The 18,352-nt window shown below is 48.8% G+C and carries 20 protein-coding genes; 10 read left to right on the top strand and 10 right to left on the bottom strand.

What is annotated here, in order from left to right:
- Positions 1-237, bottom strand: a complete 237-nt coding sequence (locus AC5FX6_RS13950) for an acyl carrier protein (protein WP_007659745.1) — start codon at positions 235-237, stop codon at positions 1-3.
- A 159-nt stretch (positions 238-396) separates the two neighbouring features.
- Between AC5FX6_RS13950 and AC5FX6_RS13955 the strand changes: the two genes are divergently transcribed.
- A complete protein-coding gene (locus AC5FX6_RS13955; protein WP_493597671.1) occupies positions 397-828 on the top strand; it encodes an IPExxxVDY family protein in 432 nt (143 codons plus the stop codon).
- A 3-nt stretch (positions 829-831) separates the two neighbouring features.
- Positions 832-2,259, top strand: a complete 1,428-nt coding sequence (gene pyk / locus AC5FX6_RS13960; RefSeq protein WP_493597672.1) for a pyruvate kinase — start codon at positions 832-834, stop codon at positions 2,257-2,259.
- Positions 2,260-3,139: 880 nt separating this feature from the next.
- Here pyk and rpsT read toward each other — a convergent pair.
- Entirely contained in the window at positions 3,140-3,400 is a 261-nt protein-coding gene (rpsT, locus tag AC5FX6_RS13965; RefSeq protein WP_007659742.1) for a 30S ribosomal protein S20, read from the bottom strand.
- A 194-nt stretch (positions 3,401-3,594) separates the two neighbouring features.
- On the opposite strand from rpsT, the gene AC5FX6_RS13970 reads away from it, so the two are divergent.
- From AC5FX6_RS13970 to AC5FX6_RS13980, 3 genes are read left to right on the top strand one after another with little or no spacing between them, the layout of a single operon-like run.
- Positions 3,595-4,698: a cytochrome-c peroxidase gene (locus AC5FX6_RS13970; RefSeq protein ID WP_493597673.1), complete on the top strand. Its 1,104-nt coding sequence runs from the start codon at positions 3,595-3,597 to the stop codon at positions 4,696-4,698.
- Between the two features lie 5 nt (positions 4,699-4,703).
- Positions 4,704-5,450, top strand: a complete 747-nt coding sequence (locus tag AC5FX6_RS13975; RefSeq protein ID WP_493597674.1) for an MbnP family protein — start codon at positions 4,704-4,706, stop codon at positions 5,448-5,450.
- On the top strand, positions 5,451-6,527 hold the full coding sequence (locus AC5FX6_RS13980) for a cytochrome-c peroxidase (RefSeq protein WP_493597675.1): 1,077 nt from the start codon (positions 5,451-5,453) through the stop codon (positions 6,525-6,527).
- 66 nt (positions 6,528-6,593) lie between these two features.
- On the opposite strand, the gene AC5FX6_RS13985 is transcribed toward AC5FX6_RS13980, so the two are convergent.
- Both AC5FX6_RS13985 and AC5FX6_RS13990 read right to left on the bottom strand, forming a co-directional pair.
- Positions 6,594-7,004 (bottom strand): hypothetical protein, encoded by a 411-nt coding sequence (locus AC5FX6_RS13985; protein WP_493597676.1) that lies wholly within the window; start codon positions 7,002-7,004, stop codon positions 6,594-6,596.
- Between the two features lie 107 nt (positions 7,005-7,111).
- Complete coding sequence (locus tag AC5FX6_RS13990) at positions 7,112-7,483, bottom strand: hypothetical protein (protein ID WP_493597677.1); 372 nt, start codon at positions 7,481-7,483, stop codon at positions 7,112-7,114.
- Between the two features lie 121 nt (positions 7,484-7,604).
- Here AC5FX6_RS13990 and AC5FX6_RS13995 point away from each other — a divergent pair, with 121 nt between their 5' ends.
- The gene (locus AC5FX6_RS13995) at positions 7,605-8,558 is read left to right on the top strand and encodes a YheT family hydrolase (RefSeq protein ID WP_493597678.1); all 954 of its coding nucleotides are present in this window, start codon (positions 7,605-7,607) and stop codon (positions 8,556-8,558) included.
- A 2-nt stretch (positions 8,559-8,560) separates the two neighbouring features.
- On the opposite strand, the gene rsmG is transcribed toward AC5FX6_RS13995, so the two are convergent.
- The 4 genes from rsmG to AC5FX6_RS14015 form a co-directional block, all read right to left on the bottom strand.
- On the bottom strand, positions 8,561-9,193 hold the full coding sequence (gene rsmG / locus AC5FX6_RS14000) for a 16S rRNA (guanine(527)-N(7))-methyltransferase RsmG (RefSeq protein WP_493597679.1): 633 nt from the start codon (positions 9,191-9,193) through the stop codon (positions 8,561-8,563).
- A gap of 78 nt (positions 9,194-9,271) precedes the next feature.
- On the bottom strand, positions 9,272-9,484 hold the full coding sequence (locus AC5FX6_RS14005) for a hypothetical protein (RefSeq protein WP_493597680.1): 213 nt from the start codon (positions 9,482-9,484) through the stop codon (positions 9,272-9,274).
- Between the two features lie 224 nt (positions 9,485-9,708).
- Positions 9,709-10,317, bottom strand: a complete 609-nt coding sequence (locus tag AC5FX6_RS14010; RefSeq protein WP_007659731.1) for an RNA polymerase sigma factor — start codon at positions 10,315-10,317, stop codon at positions 9,709-9,711.
- Positions 10,308-11,411, bottom strand: a complete 1,104-nt coding sequence (locus tag AC5FX6_RS14015) for a glycosyltransferase (protein ID WP_493597681.1) — start codon at positions 11,409-11,411, stop codon at positions 10,308-10,310. The genes AC5FX6_RS14010 and AC5FX6_RS14015 overlap by 10 nt, the downstream gene beginning before the upstream one ends.
- A 275-nt stretch (positions 11,412-11,686) precedes the next feature.
- Between AC5FX6_RS14015 and tgt the strand changes: the two genes are divergently transcribed.
- The 3 genes from tgt (at position 11,687) to AC5FX6_RS14030 (ending at position 14,960) form a co-directional block, all read left to right on the top strand.
- Positions 11,687-12,817 carry a tRNA guanosine(34) transglycosylase Tgt gene (gene tgt / locus AC5FX6_RS14020; RefSeq protein ID WP_493597682.1) on the top strand — a complete coding sequence of 377 codons (1,131 nt, stop codon included), beginning with the start codon at positions 11,687-11,689 and terminating at the stop codon, positions 12,815-12,817.
- A gap of 125 nt (positions 12,818-12,942) precedes the next feature.
- Positions 12,943-14,019, top strand: a complete 1,077-nt coding sequence (locus AC5FX6_RS14025) for an LptF/LptG family permease (RefSeq protein WP_493597683.1) — start codon at positions 12,943-12,945, stop codon at positions 14,017-14,019.
- Positions 14,019-14,960: a DMT family transporter gene (locus AC5FX6_RS14030; RefSeq protein WP_493597684.1), complete on the top strand. Its 942-nt coding sequence runs from the start codon at positions 14,019-14,021 to the stop codon at positions 14,958-14,960. Before AC5FX6_RS14025 ends, AC5FX6_RS14030 begins: the two co-directional genes overlap by 1 nt.
- Here the strand turns inward: AC5FX6_RS14030 and ispE are convergent.
- Positions 14,916-15,722: a 4-(cytidine 5'-diphospho)-2-C-methyl-D-erythritol kinase gene (gene ispE / locus AC5FX6_RS14035; RefSeq protein ID WP_493597685.1), complete on the bottom strand. Its 807-nt coding sequence runs from the start codon at positions 15,720-15,722 to the stop codon at positions 14,916-14,918. The genes AC5FX6_RS14030 and ispE overlap by 45 nt on opposite strands.
- 105 nt (positions 15,723-15,827) lie before the next feature.
- Positions 15,828-16,961 (bottom strand): trans-sulfuration enzyme family protein, encoded by a 1,134-nt coding sequence (locus AC5FX6_RS14040; RefSeq protein ID WP_493597686.1) that lies wholly within the window; start codon positions 16,959-16,961, stop codon positions 15,828-15,830.
- Between the two features lie 146 nt (positions 16,962-17,107).
- Here AC5FX6_RS14040 and AC5FX6_RS14045 point away from each other — a divergent pair, with 146 nt between their 5' ends.
- On the top strand, positions 17,108-18,175 hold the full coding sequence (locus AC5FX6_RS14045) for a 2Fe-2S iron-sulfur cluster-binding protein (protein ID WP_493597687.1): 1,068 nt from the start codon (positions 17,108-17,110) through the stop codon (positions 18,173-18,175).
- Positions 18,176-18,352 lie beyond the last annotated feature (177 nt).

The raw sequence follows: 18,352 nt of genomic DNA on the forward strand, positions 1-18,352 counted from the left end.
TTACTTTGCGTGCTCTTCCAGGTAGCTGATAGCCTGACCTACAGTAGCGATGTTTTCCGCCTGGTCATCTGGAATAGATACGTTGAATTCTTTCTCGAACTCCATAATAAGCTCTACTGTATCCAGTGAGTCGGCGCCAAGGTCGTTAGTGAAGCTAGCCTCTGGAGTAACCTCTGACTCTTCTACACCAAGCTTATCGATGATGATAGCCTTTACTTTTTCTGCGATTTCTGACATTTTTTCTTATAGTTTATTAAAACACTGTGCAAAGAAATGTAATTAGGCAGACAATGTCAAAAAAAATTGTGGTATTCATAATGTGATAAAAGTTTTTGCCTTAAAGGTCGTTTTACACTTCCATGTTTCTAAATTTGCAATTACGCTGTTTGTTATCCCATGAAAACACTGCACCTGGACATCGAGTATGATTTCAGCTTCGCCCTTTTCGGCGTAGTTGCCTCATGCCGCGACTACAAGATGGCCTGGTCACTAAACGGTCTTCTGGGACTCAATCTCACCCGCCAGCGGGATTTGTGCTACGAAATGCCTGACCGGCAGAAGCTGTATATCTCTCACTTTGAGCACAATGACACGCATAGTACCGTACGCCTGTTCCGCAACAAAGCGTTGGGAACACTTTCGATCAAAAAGCCTTTTATGCTGCCTGATGTGAAAGAGTATGATTACATCTTGCAGATATCAGGCGCACTGCAGCAGTACCTTCACCCGCAGGAACTGCTCAGGAGGCTTCACAACCTCCCTGTTATCCAATACACGAAACAATTTGACCCGCTTACACTTAAGTACAAGGAACATTTATTATTCTGATTTATGAAGATACTCTTCAACAAGACAAAAGTACTGGCCACTGTTGGCCCTGCCAGCAATACCTTTGAACGCCTGTTGTCGCTCGTGCAGGAAGGCGTAGATGCATTCCGACTTAACTTTTCGCACGGTGAGCATGAAGAACATTTACAGGTAATAGAGCATATCCGCGAAATTAACCGCCGCTTCAACACCAATATCTGCATCGTGCAGGACTTGCAGGGCCCTAAGATCCGCATAGGCGAGGTTGAGAACGGTGGCGTAGAGATAAAAGAAGGACAACGCGTCGTGCTTCGCTGCGATGGCTCAGTAAGTAATCACGATCACTTGGGTACCAGTTACACAGAACTAGCGAAAGACGTGAATCCAGGCGATACCATCCTGTTGGATGACGGTAAGCTAGAGCTTAAAGTGGTTACCACGGATAAGAATTGTGTAGTGGAGGCCGATGTAAAATACGGCGGTGTGGTAAAACCCCGCAAAGGCATCAACCTACCGGACTCTTCTGTATCGGCTCCTTCCCTGACGGAGAAAGATTTGCGTGACTTACATTTCGGACTTGACCATGACCTGGAATGGGTGGCTTTGTCTTTTGTGCGCCGCGTGGAGGATATACTGGAGATCAAGCGTATCATCAAGGAACGCGGAAAAGACACCCGCGTGATCGCTAAAATTGAAAAGCCTGAGGCGATCAAAAACATCGACGAGATCATTGCTGAATCTGACGCTCTCATGGTAGCCCGTGGTGACCTGGGCGTGGAAACAGGCATGGAGCGTGTACCAATGCTTCAGAAGATGATCGTGGAGAAGTGTAACAAGTCGGCCAAGCCGGTGATCATCGCAACCCAGATGATGGAAAGCATGATCGTGAACCCGAAGCCTACCCGCGCTGAAACAAACGACGTAGCGAATGCTGTAATTGACGGTGCCGATACGCTGATGTTAAGTGCTGAAACTGCCGTAGGTGCTTACCCGGTGGAAACGATTCGCTCCATGAACTTAACTATCAGCGAGGTGGAGCGCCAGGCCGAGATCTTCAACAAGACCTACATTCTGAATCCGCACTCTGGTACATTCTTCAACGATAGCCTGGTAGCCAACGCCTGTAACCTGGCCCGTGACACGAACGCCCGCGCCGTGATCGGTATGACCAAGTCAGGTTACACAGCTTTCCAGCTGGCTAAGTACCGCACAAGAGCCGACATCTTTATTTTCACAGAGAACGAGCGCTTGCTGACTACCCTCAACCTGGTTTGGGGCGTACGCGGCTTCTACTACGATAAGTTCGAGTCTACTGACGCCACTATCGAGGATATCAAGCAGATGCTCTTGAAGGCCGGTTACCTCAACAAGGGCGATGTGTTCATCAACACAGCGAGTATGCCGATATATGAGCAGAAGCGTACCAACATGATTAAGTTGAGTATTGCTTAGAAGCAAGAATATTTAATAGTTAGAATCCTGGGGTTGATCATCATCGACTTCAGGATTTTTTGTTTTTAGGGAATGGGGGTTGTTTATCTAGAATAGTTCTCGCCTGACCAGCGGGGCTATGTGACGCGATGCCACTATCAAGATATGGCGCGAGCGTCCTCGCTCGTGTCTACTATGGTGGGGCCTCTGGCCCAGTGTCAGGTATAACCTAAGCAGTTGCAGGTATAGCAACTTGTTTTGTTCTATAGCTTGCCCTGGCCGGGCGGGCCTTACTTTTTGTCTTGACACAAAAATCGAGGGCCCCTACCCCCAGTAAGCAAAAAAATCAAGACGCTCCAAATCGAGGGCCCCTACCCCCACTCGCTGAACGCTCTTGATAGGGGGACCCCTTCACCCCCAACAGTGGAGCGCCGCAAAGTGCACTTGGCTGAGGTGATCTGTTTCATTGCTCAAGGGGCAAGTAACCTTTTCAGTGCTTGCCAGTGTTACAAAACCTCACTACATGACATATCCCTGTCAAACAGCAGTATCAGGCTCCCCGCCTGGGGTAAGGGCCCTCGACAAAGAAAGAGATAGAAGATCATAATAATGCAGCTCCCCCCCGAACGGAGCTAAGTCAGAACTAGCGCCTTTTACTTCTTACAGGTAAAGCCATATGGGATAACAAACAGTAACCAGTCATTTCTATCCATTCAGTGAAGCAGTATCCTAACGAGAGCAGCAGGTATACCCTATCCCCCCTTCTTTTCAAAAGACGAAAACACACTCACTAAAAAACGCTAAATGCAGGCAAGAACTAACCTTCAAACAGCGTTCTTAGAAAACACAAAAAGCCTTACACGGAGGTGTAAGGCTTAGAGACTGGTATTCCAGCAAAAACTTAGGCTGCAGCCAGGCCGTTAACGAACTTAGCCAGTTTTGACTTGTTGTTAGCCGCTTTGTTTTTGTGGATGATGTTTTTCTTTGCCAGACGGTCAAGCATAGAAGAAACTGTCTTGTACAGTTCTTGCGCCTCGGCCTGGTCAGTAGTGCCTTTCAGCCTTTTGATGAAAGTACGAGTAGTTTTCGCCTGATATCTGTTACGAAGACGTTTCGCGTCGTTAGATCTGATTCTCTTTAATGCCGACTTGTGATTAGCCATGTTATTTTATACTAATTAAAATTTCGTTGCGTATCCTAAATGAGTTTGCAAAGATATAATCTTAGAAATTAAATTCCAAAACCTCCTTGCTATAAAAAAAGTCTGGTAAGGTATTTATTGCAGTACCGGGAATATTTCGGCACAAATACTTAATTTAAGATGTCTCAAAATTACACTTTATTCGCCTGAAAACCATGGCACCCCTGCGTTTCTTTCTGTTGGCTGCTTTTTTACCTCTTTTTTTCTCCTGCTCCCGAGACAAAGAAGACGGGCAGACTACGCCAACACCAGGCAAACCCAGCCCCTACGAATTGGCTATACCTGCTACGTTACCCAAAAACTTTGTCATCCCACCTGACAACCCGATGACTGTGGAGGGCGTGGAGCTCGGACGGCACCTCTTCTACGAAGCGAAGCTGTCACGCAACAACACGATCTCCTGTGGGAGCTGTCACCAGCAGCAACTGTCTTTTACTGACGGCAAGGCTTTCAGTGCCGGCGTGAATGGGGCGCAGGCAAAACGCAGCTCCATGTCGCTGGCCAATATGCTCTGGTTTAGTCAATTCAACTGGGATGGTAGCGCCACTACCTTGGAGCAGCAGGCCATCAAGCCACTCGAAGATCCTTTGGAGATGCATCAGCCTTTGCCAGAGGCAGTCTCCAAGCTGCAGCAGACGGACCTATACCCACCGTTGTTCGAAAAAGCTTTCGGCTCCTCTACGATTACAAAGGAGAATATTCTCAAAGCCCTGGCTCAGTTCCAGCGCACGCTTATTTCTGGCAATTCCCGCTACGACCGATACCTTCAGAACAAAGAAGTGTTTACACCTGATGAAGTGGAAGGCATGGTACTGTTTATGACGCACCCCGACCCTAGCACCAATACACGGGGTGGTAACTGTGGTGACTGCCATGGAGGTGTACTGCTGACGACACGAACTTTTCACAACAATGGACTCGATGCTGATCCGCAGGACATTGGACTGGGTGATATCACGGGTAGAGCAAGTGATAAGGGCAGGTTTAAGTCACCTTCGCTGCGTAACATTGCACTCACTGCGCCTTATATGCATGATGGTCGTTTCAAGTCCCTGGAGGAAGTGATGGACCATTACAACGAACACGTTAGTTTCGATACCCCAAACCTTGACCCACTGATCCTGGAGGCATCCAATACTCCTAACGGCACCAGCTTGGGCCTGACAGCCGAAGAGAAACGAAAGATCATCCTTTTTCTTCATACACTCACCGATACCACGTTTATCAAGGACAAGAGATTCTCAAACCCTTTCAAATAAGTGCCATGACCTTACGCCTAAGATCCGCTTTCCTCTTTTCCATCGCACTTCCGATCACACTGGCCTTCAGCGCCTGCTCCGATGACAAAGAGAAAGATCCCGCTACAGCCACAGTGGAAGTATTTGTAAAGCCTTTGGTGGGCGGGCGGGCCTTGCAGCGCGACCAGGCTTACCAAAGCCCTACTGGCGATACCTACATCGTCCAAAAGCTGCGTTTCTACCTGAGCAATGTAAAGCTCATCAGTCAGGATGGCAGCACAGTATACATAGAGCCTGACAGCTACCACCTGATTACGCTCGACGGAAAGCTAAGCTTTGCGCTCGATAAGGTACCAGCAGCTAGGTATACCAAACTTGAGTTTGCGATTGGAGTAGATGAGGCTCGTAATCATTCCATTGACCAGTTTGGCGACCTGGACCCGAGTAACGACATGGTGTGGGACTGGAACACCGGCTATAAATTTCTGTCGCTGGAGGGCTTGTACACCGGGGATACGAAAGCAGGCGGATTAGTCTTTCATATCGGGGAGGACAGTAATTATATAATCTTTAACATGGACTTACCCCAAACCTTGGATCTGCGTCAGAAAACTGAAGGCAGCATTGTATTGCAGGCGGATGTGAACGAGCTGTTCCAAAACCCTAATCTCATAGATTTTGACGAGCTCAACACAGCGATGGGGGGCGAGAATGCCCGCAAGATTGTGGAGAACTACAGAAATGGTTTTATAAAAGTCGCCATCAGTGAATAGATGAAAAAATTGGGATGGCTGTTTCTGGTTTGCTTTACCTCGGCACTGACAATGACGGGCTGCGAGCCCCGTGCCGTTGACCAAGCCGTCCCTCACTCGCTTATACCTGAAGTGCCCGCCAATCTGGCTACAGCTATACCTGCGCCCTCCCACAACCCACTCACTTCAGAAGGTATAGCGCTGGGTCGTATGCTTTTTTATGATCCCGGTTTGTCAGCCAACGGACAGGTTTCGTGCGCCAGTTGTCACCAGCAGGAGAAAGCCTTTACAGATGGACTGGCGCTATCGAGTGCTGGTGTGACAGGGAAACCGCTACTCCGGCATGCCCCGTCGTTGGTTAACCTGGCCTGGATGGAAGGGCTGTTCTGGGATGGTGGCGCTAAAAACCTGGAAGCGGTCAGTATTGGGCCACTTACCCACACCGATGAAATGGGGCAGGACCTGAAATCGCTTTTGCTATACCTGCAACAGCACAAGCAGTATCCTTTACAATTCGACAAGGCTTTTGGGACCGATTCTATTACCAGTCCGCTGGTGTTGCGGGCACTGGCTCAGTTTCAGCGCATACTTATATCCGCAAACTCCCGCTATGACAGGTATGTGCGCAAAGAACCTGGCGGTAAGCTTAATTCACTGGAGATGCAGGGGATGGTCTTGTTTCGGGAGCACTGCGGCAGCTGCCATGCTACTGATTTCTTCACTGACAACCGCTACCACAACAACGGCCTGGACAGTGATTTCCCGGAAGATCATGAGCAACTGGCTTTTGGCAGAGGGCGCATAACAGGTGCAGCGCAGGATATCGGCAGGTATAAGACACCGACACTCCGCAATGTGGCGCTCACAGCTCCTTACATGCACGATGGGCGCTTTAACACACTGCAGGAAGTATTGCAGCACTACGGCTCAGGTATGAAGTTATCCCCTACCCTGGCTCCTCTACTGATGCAGAACGGTACACCAGGTATAGCCCTTAGCTCTGAAGAGCAGCAACAGATCATTGCCTTTCTGCACACGCTTACCGACTCCACACTGATTAGCAACAAGGTGCTGGGCAACCCGTGGAGCTCCCTATGAATGGGAAAAGCCTGAGTCCACAGCTCACGCTGCAGCCTCAGGCTTGCTCTTTAACCAAAAATCCGTTTAGTTATTTCTTCTTTCTACGTCTACATCAACATCCACGTCACCAAGGCGCTTCTGTACTTTGTCTTCGGTACGCTTCCAGCTGTCTTTTACTTCCTGCCATTCTCTCTTGGCTTCATCATCCCAAGTTTCACTTCTGGCGTCAAGCTCAGCTTCACGTCTGTTATACTCGGTTCTCATCTCACGCCATTCCTCCTCAGAAGCTGTTTCAGCACGAGAAGACTGATCATTCACCCACAAGGCGAATTCATCATACTCACGTTCAGCTTCTACACCGGTTTCGTTCATTTCCACCTGTGCCTCGTCAATCTCGTTATTCGTTTCAGTACGAGTTTCAGAGTTACAAGCAAAGGTAAATGCACTAACTGTTAGCGCTATACCTAGTGTTTTGAGATTTGATTTTATATTCATTTGATAATTATCGTTGTTTATAGTGGTTTATACGCATTAAACAAACTGCAGAATATGAATATTCAAAGCAATGCATATAACTGTATAGCATTTCTATATATAGTAACCTATTGTACGGCTTCTTTACGCTCGGTATCAAACTCTGGTTCAACCTCTGAGGCTCTGAAGCGTGTCTCGGATCGGCCTACGGTTTCCTGCCATTGGGTTTGCACCTTTTCCCATTCCGCTTTGGTTTGATCGTCCCAGTCGGCGCTTCGCTTTTCTATTTCAGTGGCCCTGCGATTATACTCCGCTTCCATTTCATTCCACTCTTCCTCAGTAGCAGTTTCAGCGCGTGTACTGTTTTCATCCACCCAGGCCGAAAACTCCTCTACATCCCGATTGGCACTGTGCCGCGTATCGGAAGAACAAGCCATTACAAAGCCCGCCATCAGGCAGACCAGTAGCCATGATTTTATATTTTTATTAAACTTCATCATCTTATGTTCTGTTGGTCTTATAGTAAAGAATACGTAAAAGTGTGCCACTTATATGGCGCTACATATAGAAAGACTGTAATTTTAGCGTTTTCGTACAGATTACAAAATACCCTTATACCCAATGCCAATTTTACCGTCACAGCATAAACCCCCATTCTACCTCTTCAACGGACACATCCAGACAATTGTGCCCAGTTTGTTCAGGCAAGTGGAAGGAGTGACATACCACCGCGAACGGCTTATCACCCCTGATGATGATTTTATAGACGCGGACTGGTCACAGGTTAAGTCCCGGTCGCTGGCTGTGCTCTCGCATGGATTGGAAGGCGACTCGCACCGACCTTACATCATGGGCATGGTAAAAGCGCTGAACGAACGCGGAGTGGATGCGCTGGCCTGGAACTACCGCAGCTGCAGTGGCGAGCCGAATAAGCTCCTTCGCTCCTACCACCTGGGTGCTTCCGATGACCTCGACTTTGTGGTGCGCCACGCCTTAAATGTGGGCAATTATGAAACCGTATACCTGATCGGTTTTAGCGCTGGCGGTAATATCAGTCTAAAGTACCTGGGCGAAGATCCGGCACAGGTGCCTTCTGAGGTAAAGCGGGCATCGGTTTTTTCAGTGCCCATCGACCTCAAAAGCTCAGCAAAGCGTATCTCCAAGATCTATACCCAGCGTTTTCTAAAATCCTTGGGCCAGAAGTTGGAACAGAAAAAGGAAATGTACCCGGATGCTTTGGACCTAAGCAATTACAGTCTGTTCTGGTCCTTTCCGGAGTTTGATGACAAGTACACGGCTCCGCTCCATGGCTTCAAAAATGCAGAGGATTACTACAAGCGCTCCAGCAGCAAGCAGTTTCTGAAAAGCATACAGGTGCCAACGTTACTGGTAAATGCCCAAAACGATCCGTTCTTAACCAAATCCTGTTTCCCTTTCGAAGAGGCAGATGAAAACCCATACCTATACCTGGAGACACCTGAAGGAGGCGGCCATGTAGGTTTTGCGGAAGATTTCAGGAATGATATTTACTACTCAGAGGCCAGAGCAGTGAAGTTCTTACTGGATGGAGAATAGGCTTACGGCATGGGCACTACAACAACCTTTTTGGTCTCAAAGAACTCCTCTGTGAAATAATCCCTCAGGTCGTATACCTGCGTAATCAAACCTGATTCGGCTATCTCTTCCTGCAGGTCGCCACCTTTGAGGTAATAGATGCCTTTGTTAGGTATAGACTCTTTCTTGAAGCTGTTCATTACCCAAGGATAGAAATTAGCCAAACGAGTGACGGCACGGCTTACCACGAAGTCGAACTTCTCACGCACCTGCTCGGCGCGGGTATGGGAAGCCGTCACGTTATGAAGATGCAACTCACGGGCAATCTCCTGCACCACATGTATCTTTTTCCCGATCGAGTCTACCAGGTGAAACTTCACCTCCGGAAACATCACCGCCAATGGCAGCCCCGGTAGTCCGCCACCCGTACCTACGTCCAGCACATGGGCCTGCGCCGGAAACTGGATCACCTTGGCTATACCGAGTGAGTGCAGAATGTGGTGCTCCCCGATGTGCTCCATGTCTTTGCGTGAGATCACATTGATCTTCTCGTTCCACTCACGATACAGCTCGGCCATGCGCTCATATTTTTCGAGCTGGTCCTCGGTAAGCTCCGGAAAATAACCTGACAAAAGTGTGCGGATGGAAATGGACATGGTTGAGTTTAAGAGTTTAGGAATTTGAGATTTTAAGAGTTTGAAAGCACAGAGTTAATTATACGTCTCATTCTCTTTCTAACTTGTCAGTAGGTATACTATACCTGCCAATACGGCTACTACTACCACTACGGCCAAGGCCATGAAGAGATCAAAGAGCAACACAAGCCCGGCGTTGCGGTACTGGCCTTCGTACTTGCGATGTAGCTCTTGCTCACCCCTTCCCCTGTATCGCAGGTATAGATGAAGGCGGCCCATTCGTTCCAGCATGGCTTCGCTTAGGTTTCGCATCGTCTGTTATGGCAAGGTATAGCTGATCTTCTGGTAGTGCCCTGCTGTAGCCAGAGGCACTGCAAAAGTATGAAATAAGTCCGGAAATCAGCCCAAAAATAGAGCCCCCGCCGCACAAAGCAACAGGGGCTCTAAAAACGTAATCAATATTTTTATCTTTAATTATTCATTGCTGATTGCCGGATCACAAAATGATTGTCTAAAAAGCAATTAGCGATAAACGATTAAATCAAGTGCTTCTTGTTCTTCACCATGTCATAGAGCAACTCGCGGGCGCGGTGCAGTTGGGCTTTTACAGTGCCAAGTGGGGCGTTCAGTTCGGTAGCGATCTCTTCGTATGACAGTTCGTTGAAGTAGCGCAGTGTTACGAGGCGCTGGTACTTTTCGGGCAGCTTGGCTACCACGTACTGCATGATCTCGATTTTCTGGTTTTTGATCGCCTCTTCCTGCGGGTTGAGGTTTTTGTCTTTGAAGTCGATCGTGATCTCATCGCCATTGTCGATCTTGATCGCTGAGTCGATGCTCATCGTCTTGATGCGGTTCTTACGGATAAAGTCGATGCAGTTGTTGGTGGCGATACGGAACAGCCAGGTACTGAAGGCATACTCCGGGTTAAACTTATGCAGGTTGCGAAAAGCTTTGGCAAAAGCCTCTATGGTCAGGTCCTCCGCATCGTCGGCGTTGCGAACCATTTTGAGTACCACGTGATATACCGGCTTTTTATAGATGCTCATCAACTCAGCATAAGCTTTCTCATCGTTTTCTTCAACAGCCGCCTGTATCAGTTTGAAATCGTGTTTCGCTTTTGCGGAGAATTGTTTGTTTACTTCCATCTGATTCGTTTGTTCAATACTACGGATACCCCAAGGAGCAGGTAACTAAAAAAATAGGCAATATCGAGCAGCGGCAACAACGGCAAAGATACCTCTTCGTCAAGTCTGCGAGCTACGCTTACATAGATCGGGAACACTATCAGATAGCGAATCCCGATGAGCGCAGCCAATATAGTCAAATGGCTATTTAGAACAAGAAGAATAATTACTAGCGTGTAAAAAAGAATATTGGATGAAATAAAAGCCCCTATCCTTCCTCTGTCTGCCGCATTGTACTGCCTGCCGGCGGCCATGTGCCTTCTCTTTTGTATCAGCCATTCCCGAAACGTCTTTTTGGGAATACTGATTGTTTGCCCTTCCTTGCTGATAACAATGCTTGCTTTACTATTGTTGACGGCATCTCTGACAAAAAGATCATCGTCGCCGCCAGTAGTCTTGATATGAGATGCAAACCCCTTGTTTCTAAAGAAACATGACTTAGTATACGATAAGTTTCGGCCGACGCCCATGTAAGCGTGTCCTTTGTTTGCATGAGACAGATACTGAATTGCGGTCAGTAAGGTTTCATATCGGATAAGATGATTCAAAAAACCACTTAACTTTTTGTAAGGAGAATAACCTATAACCAAATCAGCACCAGCCTGATAGCCACTTTGCATTTTCTCTATCCAGTGTTCGCTGCAAGGGCGGCAGTCGGCGTCTGTGAACAGCATGTGTTCGTACCTAGCGGCGCGTATACCCAATGCTAAGGCGTATTTCTTCGGATTTAAATACTCCGGTGTTTTTTTGATCGTTACTACCCTGAAATTATCGAACTGTCTCTCCAGTTCATACACATAAAACTCGGTGTCGTCGTCAGAGCGGTCGTTCACCAGAATAACCTCAAACTCAGGGTACTGCTGGTCGAGCAGCATGGGCAGGAGCTCAAACAGATTGTCCTGCTCATTATGAGCCGCCACGATCACCGACACAGGCCGCTGGATGTCCGGCTCCGGGTCGGTATACCTGCTCAGGGGCAGGAAGTAGAACAAAGCATAGTATAGCTGCACCAGCACGCAAAAAGCCAGCACTGCCAGGAGTATAAGTGGAATCAAATCTTGCTAATCGTTGAATTGTTAATGGTTAAATTGTTGATAGCCCAACACACCAGACCGCACATACCGCTACCACCGGTTTAACCAATCAAAAATAGGTATAATTAAGCCATTTAGGAACATTTGCGCGATTTAATAATTGTTTATGTTTGTGCTCTCACGCTTTGTATCTTTGCAGATTATTTCGATAACCCTTTAGCAATAACGAGCGGCATCCGTGCCGCTGAACTAGTTGGCGTGCTTCTTGTAGCATACAGCGCTGACAATCAAAGACCATGGAGTTTTCATTAGTAGCGAAAGATATACAGTCAAAAGCCCGTGCCGGCGTAGTGCAAACAGCCCATGGTGCCATCGAAACCCCGATTTTCATGCCCGTAGGTACGGCAGGCACCGTGAAAGCGGTTCACCAGCGCGAACTCAAAGAGGACATCAAGGCCGAGATTATTCTGGGTAATACCTACCATCTATACCTGCGACCTGGCCTGAACATACTCGAGCAGGCCGGTGGCTTGCACAAGTTCAATGGCTGGGACCGTCCTATCCTGACCGACAGCGGCGGCTACCAGGTGTTTTCGCTGGCCGGTACGCGCAAGATCAAAGAGGAAGGTGTAAAGTTCAAGTCCCATATCGATGGCTCGGCACTGGATTTCACTCCCGAGAACGTAATGGACACGCAGCGCACCATTGGCGCCGATATCATCATGGCCTTTGACGAGTGTACGCCCTACCCTTGCGACTATACCTACGCCAAGAACTCAATGGAGCGTACACACCGCTGGTTGCAGCGCTGCGTCGACCGTTTTGACAGCACCGAGCCGAAGTACGGCTATGACCAGACGCTCTTCCCGATCGTGCAGGGCAGCACCTACAAGGACTTGCGTGTGCAGTCCGCTGAGACCATCGCCAGCTTTGGCCGCGAAGGTAATGCCATTGGCGGTCTGTCAGTAGGCGAACCTGCCGAGATGATGTACGAGATGACTGAGATCGTGTGTGACATCCTGCCGGCCGACAAGCCCCGCTACCTGATGGGTGTAGGCACACCGGCCAACATACTTGAAAATATTGCCTTGGGTGTGGATATGTTTGACTGCGTACTGCCAACCCGCAATGCCCGAAACGGCATGCTGTTCACCACGCAGGGCATCATCAACATACGCAACCAGAAGTGGGCCACCGACCACAGCCCGATTGATGCGGAACTAGGCGGCTATGTCAGCACGTTCTACAGCAAGGCTTACCTGCGCCACCTGGTTCACAGTGGTGAATACCTGGCCGGGCAGATCGCCAGCGTGCACAACCTGACGTTCTACCTCTGGTTGGTGAAGCAGGCACGCCAGCACATCATCGCCGGCACTTTCCGTGACTGGAAAGACGTGATGGTGAAGAAACTAATGGTAAGGCTTTAAATTAGAAGATTGGGAAGTTAGAAAGTTAAAAAGTTGATTACAGCAAAAAGGCTTTTACATTCTAACGTCGATTCCACCACCTTCTAACTTTTTAACTTTTTAATTTTCTAACTTAAGACAACGTCTTGAAGCTAATTGACAAATACATCCTGAAGAAGTTCCTGACCACGTATGTGTTCACGGTGCTGATTATGGTCTCGGTGATTCTGGTGATTGACTTCACGGAGAAGAACGACGACTTCATCAAGCACAATGTGCCCATTTCAGAGATCATCTTCGATTATTACATCCACCTGATTCCGTTCTATGCGAACATGCTGAGCCCGATCACGGTGTTCATCGCGACGGTGTTTGTAACCTCTAAGATGGCCTCGCACACAGAGATCGTGGCTATCCTGAGCGGTGGTGTGAGCTTCAAGCGTTTCCTGGTGCCTTACCTGATAGGGGCTACTATTATTGGTGCTGTTATCTTTGGTCTGATTGGCTGGGTGATCCCGAACTCAAATAAAGAGAGTGTGGCCTTTCAGGTGAAGTACGTGAAGAGCCCCTTTACCTACGACAGTCGCAACATTCACCTCAAAATAGCGCCTGACACTTACGTGTACATGGAGAGCTACAACAACACAGCGCACGTGGGGTACAACTTTGCCATTGAGGAGATAAAAGGCACTAACCTGAGCAAAAAGCTAACGGCCAGCAGCGTACAGTGGAATCCGGAGATCCAGAAGTGGCGAGTGGACCGCTATACCTTGCGCACCTTCGACGGTGAGAACGAGAGCATCTACCACGGCGGCGCCCTGGACACGACACTCAACATGCTGCCCAAAGACTTCGAGAGCACCTACAAGCTGGAGCAGACCATGACCTTACCGGAACTGAACCGTTTTATCGATGAAAAGATCAACCGTGGTGCTGATGATATTGAAACCTACCTGATCGAGAAATACGAGCGCTACAGCTATCCTTTTGCCATCATTATCCTGACTGTGATCGGGGTGATCGTGAGTGCCCGCAAGGCACGCGGTGGCGTCGGTATGCAGATTGCGCTGGGCTTCTTCCTGGCCTTCGTGTTCATTATTTTTGTGATCACAAGCCGCAGCCTGGCGCAGGTCGGTGACCTGGAACCTATGTATGCGGCCTGGGTGCCGAGTGTTATTTTTACAGGTATAGGCTTTCTACTCTATCGTTATATTCCACGCTAATGCCGCGTCTTAAGGATTTTATTGAGCTCCATTTCATTGTATTGTTATGGGGCTTCACAGCCATACTTGGCAAACTGATCACCATTCCGGCAGTAGAGCTGGTGTTTCTCCGCACGCTGATTGCCGCACTGGCACTGGGCGCTATCATTTACCGTCGCAAGACGCAGTTCTGGCTGGGGCGCAAGAACCTATTCATTATCATGGGAGTTGGGCTGATGATCTCCGCGCATTGGATCCTGTTTTTTGCCTCTGCACGTATCTCCTCCGTTTCACTTTGCCTGGTAGGTATGGCCACCTGTAGCTTGTGGACAGCCCTACTGGAACCTGCCTTCACGAGCAAAAAACTCAAAATTCACGAAATCCTGCTGGGACTTATCATCCTGATGGGCCTCTACATTATTTTTCAGGCCGAAACAGAATTTGACAACATGCTGGGCATTGGTATGGCGGTGGGTTCTGCACTGCTGGGGGCGATCTTCACAATCATCAACGCTCGCCTGGCCAAGAAGCATCCATCCACGACCATCACCGCTTACGAAATGACAGGGGCCTGTATCGGTACGGCGCTGTTCTTCCCGATATATGCTGACTTGTTTACGGAGACAGGTACGCTAAACTTTACCATGAACGGTATGGACTGGGTATACCTGTTACTATTGGCAGTGGTATGTACAGTATATGCCTATACCGCCTCAGTGAGATTGATGCAAAAGATATCGGCTTATACCGTGAACCTGACTGTGAACATGGAGCCGATTTATGGCATCCTGCTGGCGTGGCTTATTTTCAACGAGAATGAGCAGATGACTTCCAATTTCTATATTGGAGCTACCATCATCCTGCTCAGTGTGTTCATTCACCCGGTACTGGATACCTACACCGAGCGCCGCAAAAAGTTAAAGCAAGCCTTTCCAGAGAAGGTAGTGGCCGGGAAAGACTAGCTCGGCTGGTTCCTTTTTAAAAAGGCCGTATACCGTCGATCCTGAGCCCGTCATAGAAGCATAGTCGGCACCTGCGTTATAGAGTTGTGACTTTATACCTGCCAGCTCCGGATAGCTTGGGAAAAGCGCTTCTTCAAAATCATTTTTGAGCACTTCTTTCCATACCTCCACATCCTGCTTCAGGTACATCTCTATACCGCAGCTCGGCTTTTGGGGGACGATATTGCCATAAGCTTCGGCAGTAGTAATGTGTAGCCCAGGGTATACCAGCACACAGGTATAGCCACTTAGGTTTACGGATGTCGGCTTAAACATATCCCCTTTCTCCACTGCCACTACAGGCTCGTTCCGGATAAAAAAGGCACAGTCACTCCCAAGCTGGCGAGCGTAATCCTCCAGGTTTTCAGGAGTCAGGTTAAGTTCGAAAAGTGTGTTGAGTTGCTTTAGCGTGAAAGCAGCATCTGAAGAACCGCCTCCAAGACCCGCTCCCATCGGAATGACCTTGTGCAAGTGCATGTGCACCGGTGGTAGCTGAAAGTCCTGCTGCAGCAGTTTATAGGCCTTTAGGCATAGGTTACTGTCAGGGTTACCAGGCACTGGCAGTCCGCTCATGGTGAACGCCAGTTCGTCTGCCTGCACAATCTCCAGGGCATCGCACCATTGCACCGGGTAGAAACACGACTCCAGATTATGAAATCCGTCCGGTCGCTTCTCCGTCACCAGCAAGCCCAGGTTTATTTTAGCATTCGGAAAATCCAGCATAGGTATGAAATTGATCTTGTGAGGCGGTCCAGCCAATGCCTATACCTGTCACTCCAGGTTTAGGTATACTTCCTCCCAAATTTTCTTATTCTTAAACTCCCAAACTTATTTTGTTTTCTCCAGTGCCTGCGCCAGGTCAGCCAGCAATTCTACGGTTTCCTCTATACCTACCGACAGACGAATAACCCCAAGCGTGATGCCCAGCTTCTGCTGTTGCTCTGGGTTAAGGCTGCGGTGTGAAGTACGGAGCGGGTGGGATATGGAGCTGCTCACACCTGCCAGCGATGGGGCAAACGGAATATGCTGCAGCGCCTTCATGAAGCTGTTAACTGTTTCCAAATCATCTTCGAGACGGAAAGAAAGCATCCCTCCAAACATACCGCACCCCTGAGCTTTAGACAGATTATGTTGTGGGTGTTGCGGCAGCCCCGGGTACCATACCTGCTTCACTTTGGGGTGGCGGCACAAAAACTCAGCTACTGCCATCGCATTGAAGCAGTGCTGCTTCATGCGCACCTGTAGCGTTTTCAGACCACGGGCAGCCAGCCAGCTTTCAAATGGGCTCAGGTTAAGGCCGTATACCCGCATGATTTGCCTGCTGCGCTCCATATCCTCTGCTTTGGCTGCTACCACAGTACCCGCCGTCACGTCGCTGTGTCCCGACAGGTACTTGGTCACGCTATGAATCACCATGTCAGCACCGAGGTGTAGCGGCTTGGTGATGACCGGTGTGGCGAAAGTATTGTCTACAAGCAGTTTTATACCTACACGCTTGGTTTCGGCTGAGAGTCGCTGGAGATCCACCACCTGTAGCAGCGGATTGCTCATGGTCTCTGCCAATAACAGCTTTGTATTTTCCTTTACATGCCCATCCAGGGTATAGAGCTCCTGGCTCGGTACGTAGCTAACTGCTATCCCCATGCGGGTTAGTTCCTGCGACAGCAAGGCTGCCGAACCGCCGTAGATTTCCTCAGCGCACAGCAGGTGGTCGCCTGACTGGCAATAGGTAAGCACAGCCGTCAGGATAGCCGACATACCTGACGAGGTGGCCACAGCCCCTGCCCCTTCTTCCAGTTTGTTTACCTCCTCGGCCAACTCATCAGAGTTGGGATTGCCGTAGCGGGTATACATGTACTTTTGGTCCGGCTGCTCAAAGTATAGTTCCAGGTCATTCAGGTCTTCGAAGGTGAAGACCGAAGTCTGGTAGATGGGCGTAGTTTTCGGATGGATTTGTGCCATGGTCAGGTATAGCGTATTTCTTCGTTAAAGATAGGCATGATTTGGAAATAGACCGGCAAACCTGTTTATTTTTGAGGCAAGACAAAGCTTTTACTTTCACCCAAGGCTGTTGGACCCGTATAGCCAATAAGTTTCGAAAACAAAAAATGACACACCCTATACCTGACGATAACAGACACTACCGCAGCCTGATCATCCGCCACATACAGGAGGAGGCACCCAGCGTGAAGACATTTGTGCTGGAGCCTGAGAATGGTAAGCCCCTCAACTACAAAGCCGGCCAATACATCACTCTGGTGCACCACAGCTCACACGGTGAAGTCCGTCGTTCCTACTCCATCACCTCCTCCCCAGTGCTGCAGGAGCCGCTTACCATTGGTGTAAAGCGCATTGAGAACGGCCTGTTCTCTCGTATGCTCATCGACAATGCCCGTGTCGGCGATAAGTTGATTTCGACCGGGGCGGCTGGTCTCTTTACCTTGCCGGATGAAGGCACAACTTATAAACAGCTATTCTTTCTGGCAGCTGGTAGTGGCATCACACCCATTTATTCACTACTCAAGACGCTGCTGCATGCCCGCCCGGAATTATCGGCTGTGCTGCTTTACAGCAATAGTTTTCCGGAGAAAGCCATGTTCTTAGAACCCCTGCAGCAATTGGCAGCTAATTTTCCGGACAGGTTTCATGCTGAGTTTCTGTTCAGCAACTCCCCCGACCTAAGCCGGGCACGACTGCACAAAGACCTGCTCCAGCGTTTTATAAGCTCACTCTCCAGAGCACCGCATTCAGAGCAACTATTTTATATCTGCGGCCCGGATAATTACATGCGCCTGATGTCGTTTGCGTTGCGCCAGTTCGGTGTACCGGAGAGCAACATCCGCAAAGAGATATTCAACACGGATATCCGCAAGCCCGCCAAACTCATGCCACCTGACACGGCTGCCCATAACGTCACTTTGCATATTGGCGGCAACACACACCAACTTACTTCTCGCTACCCCAACAACATACTACAAAGTGCCCGCCAGGCAGGCATCCCCATGCCTTATAGCTGCGAAACGGGCAAGTGTGGCAGTTGCCTGGCGAAGGTGCTTCAAGGCAAGGTATGGATGTCATACAACGAGGTACTCACGGAGCGTGATATAGATAAAGGGTTAACGCTCACCTGCGTAGGTTTCCCGGTTGGCGGCGATGTGGAGTTGGAAATTTTGTAAATCAACTTTGCGATGCTCTACAATATCTTATAAAAAGTGCAGTTTATTTTATAATAGAATTAAGATTTGGCTATATTTAGAGAGGCTTAGTCCTCTAAGCTTCTTCTCAACGATTAATAGTAAAGTACCGACTTTTATAGATCTATAATACGAAGTTACTCAGGTTGGTATTTTCAA

Source organism: Pontibacter sp. LHS2, from assembly GCF_058932845.1.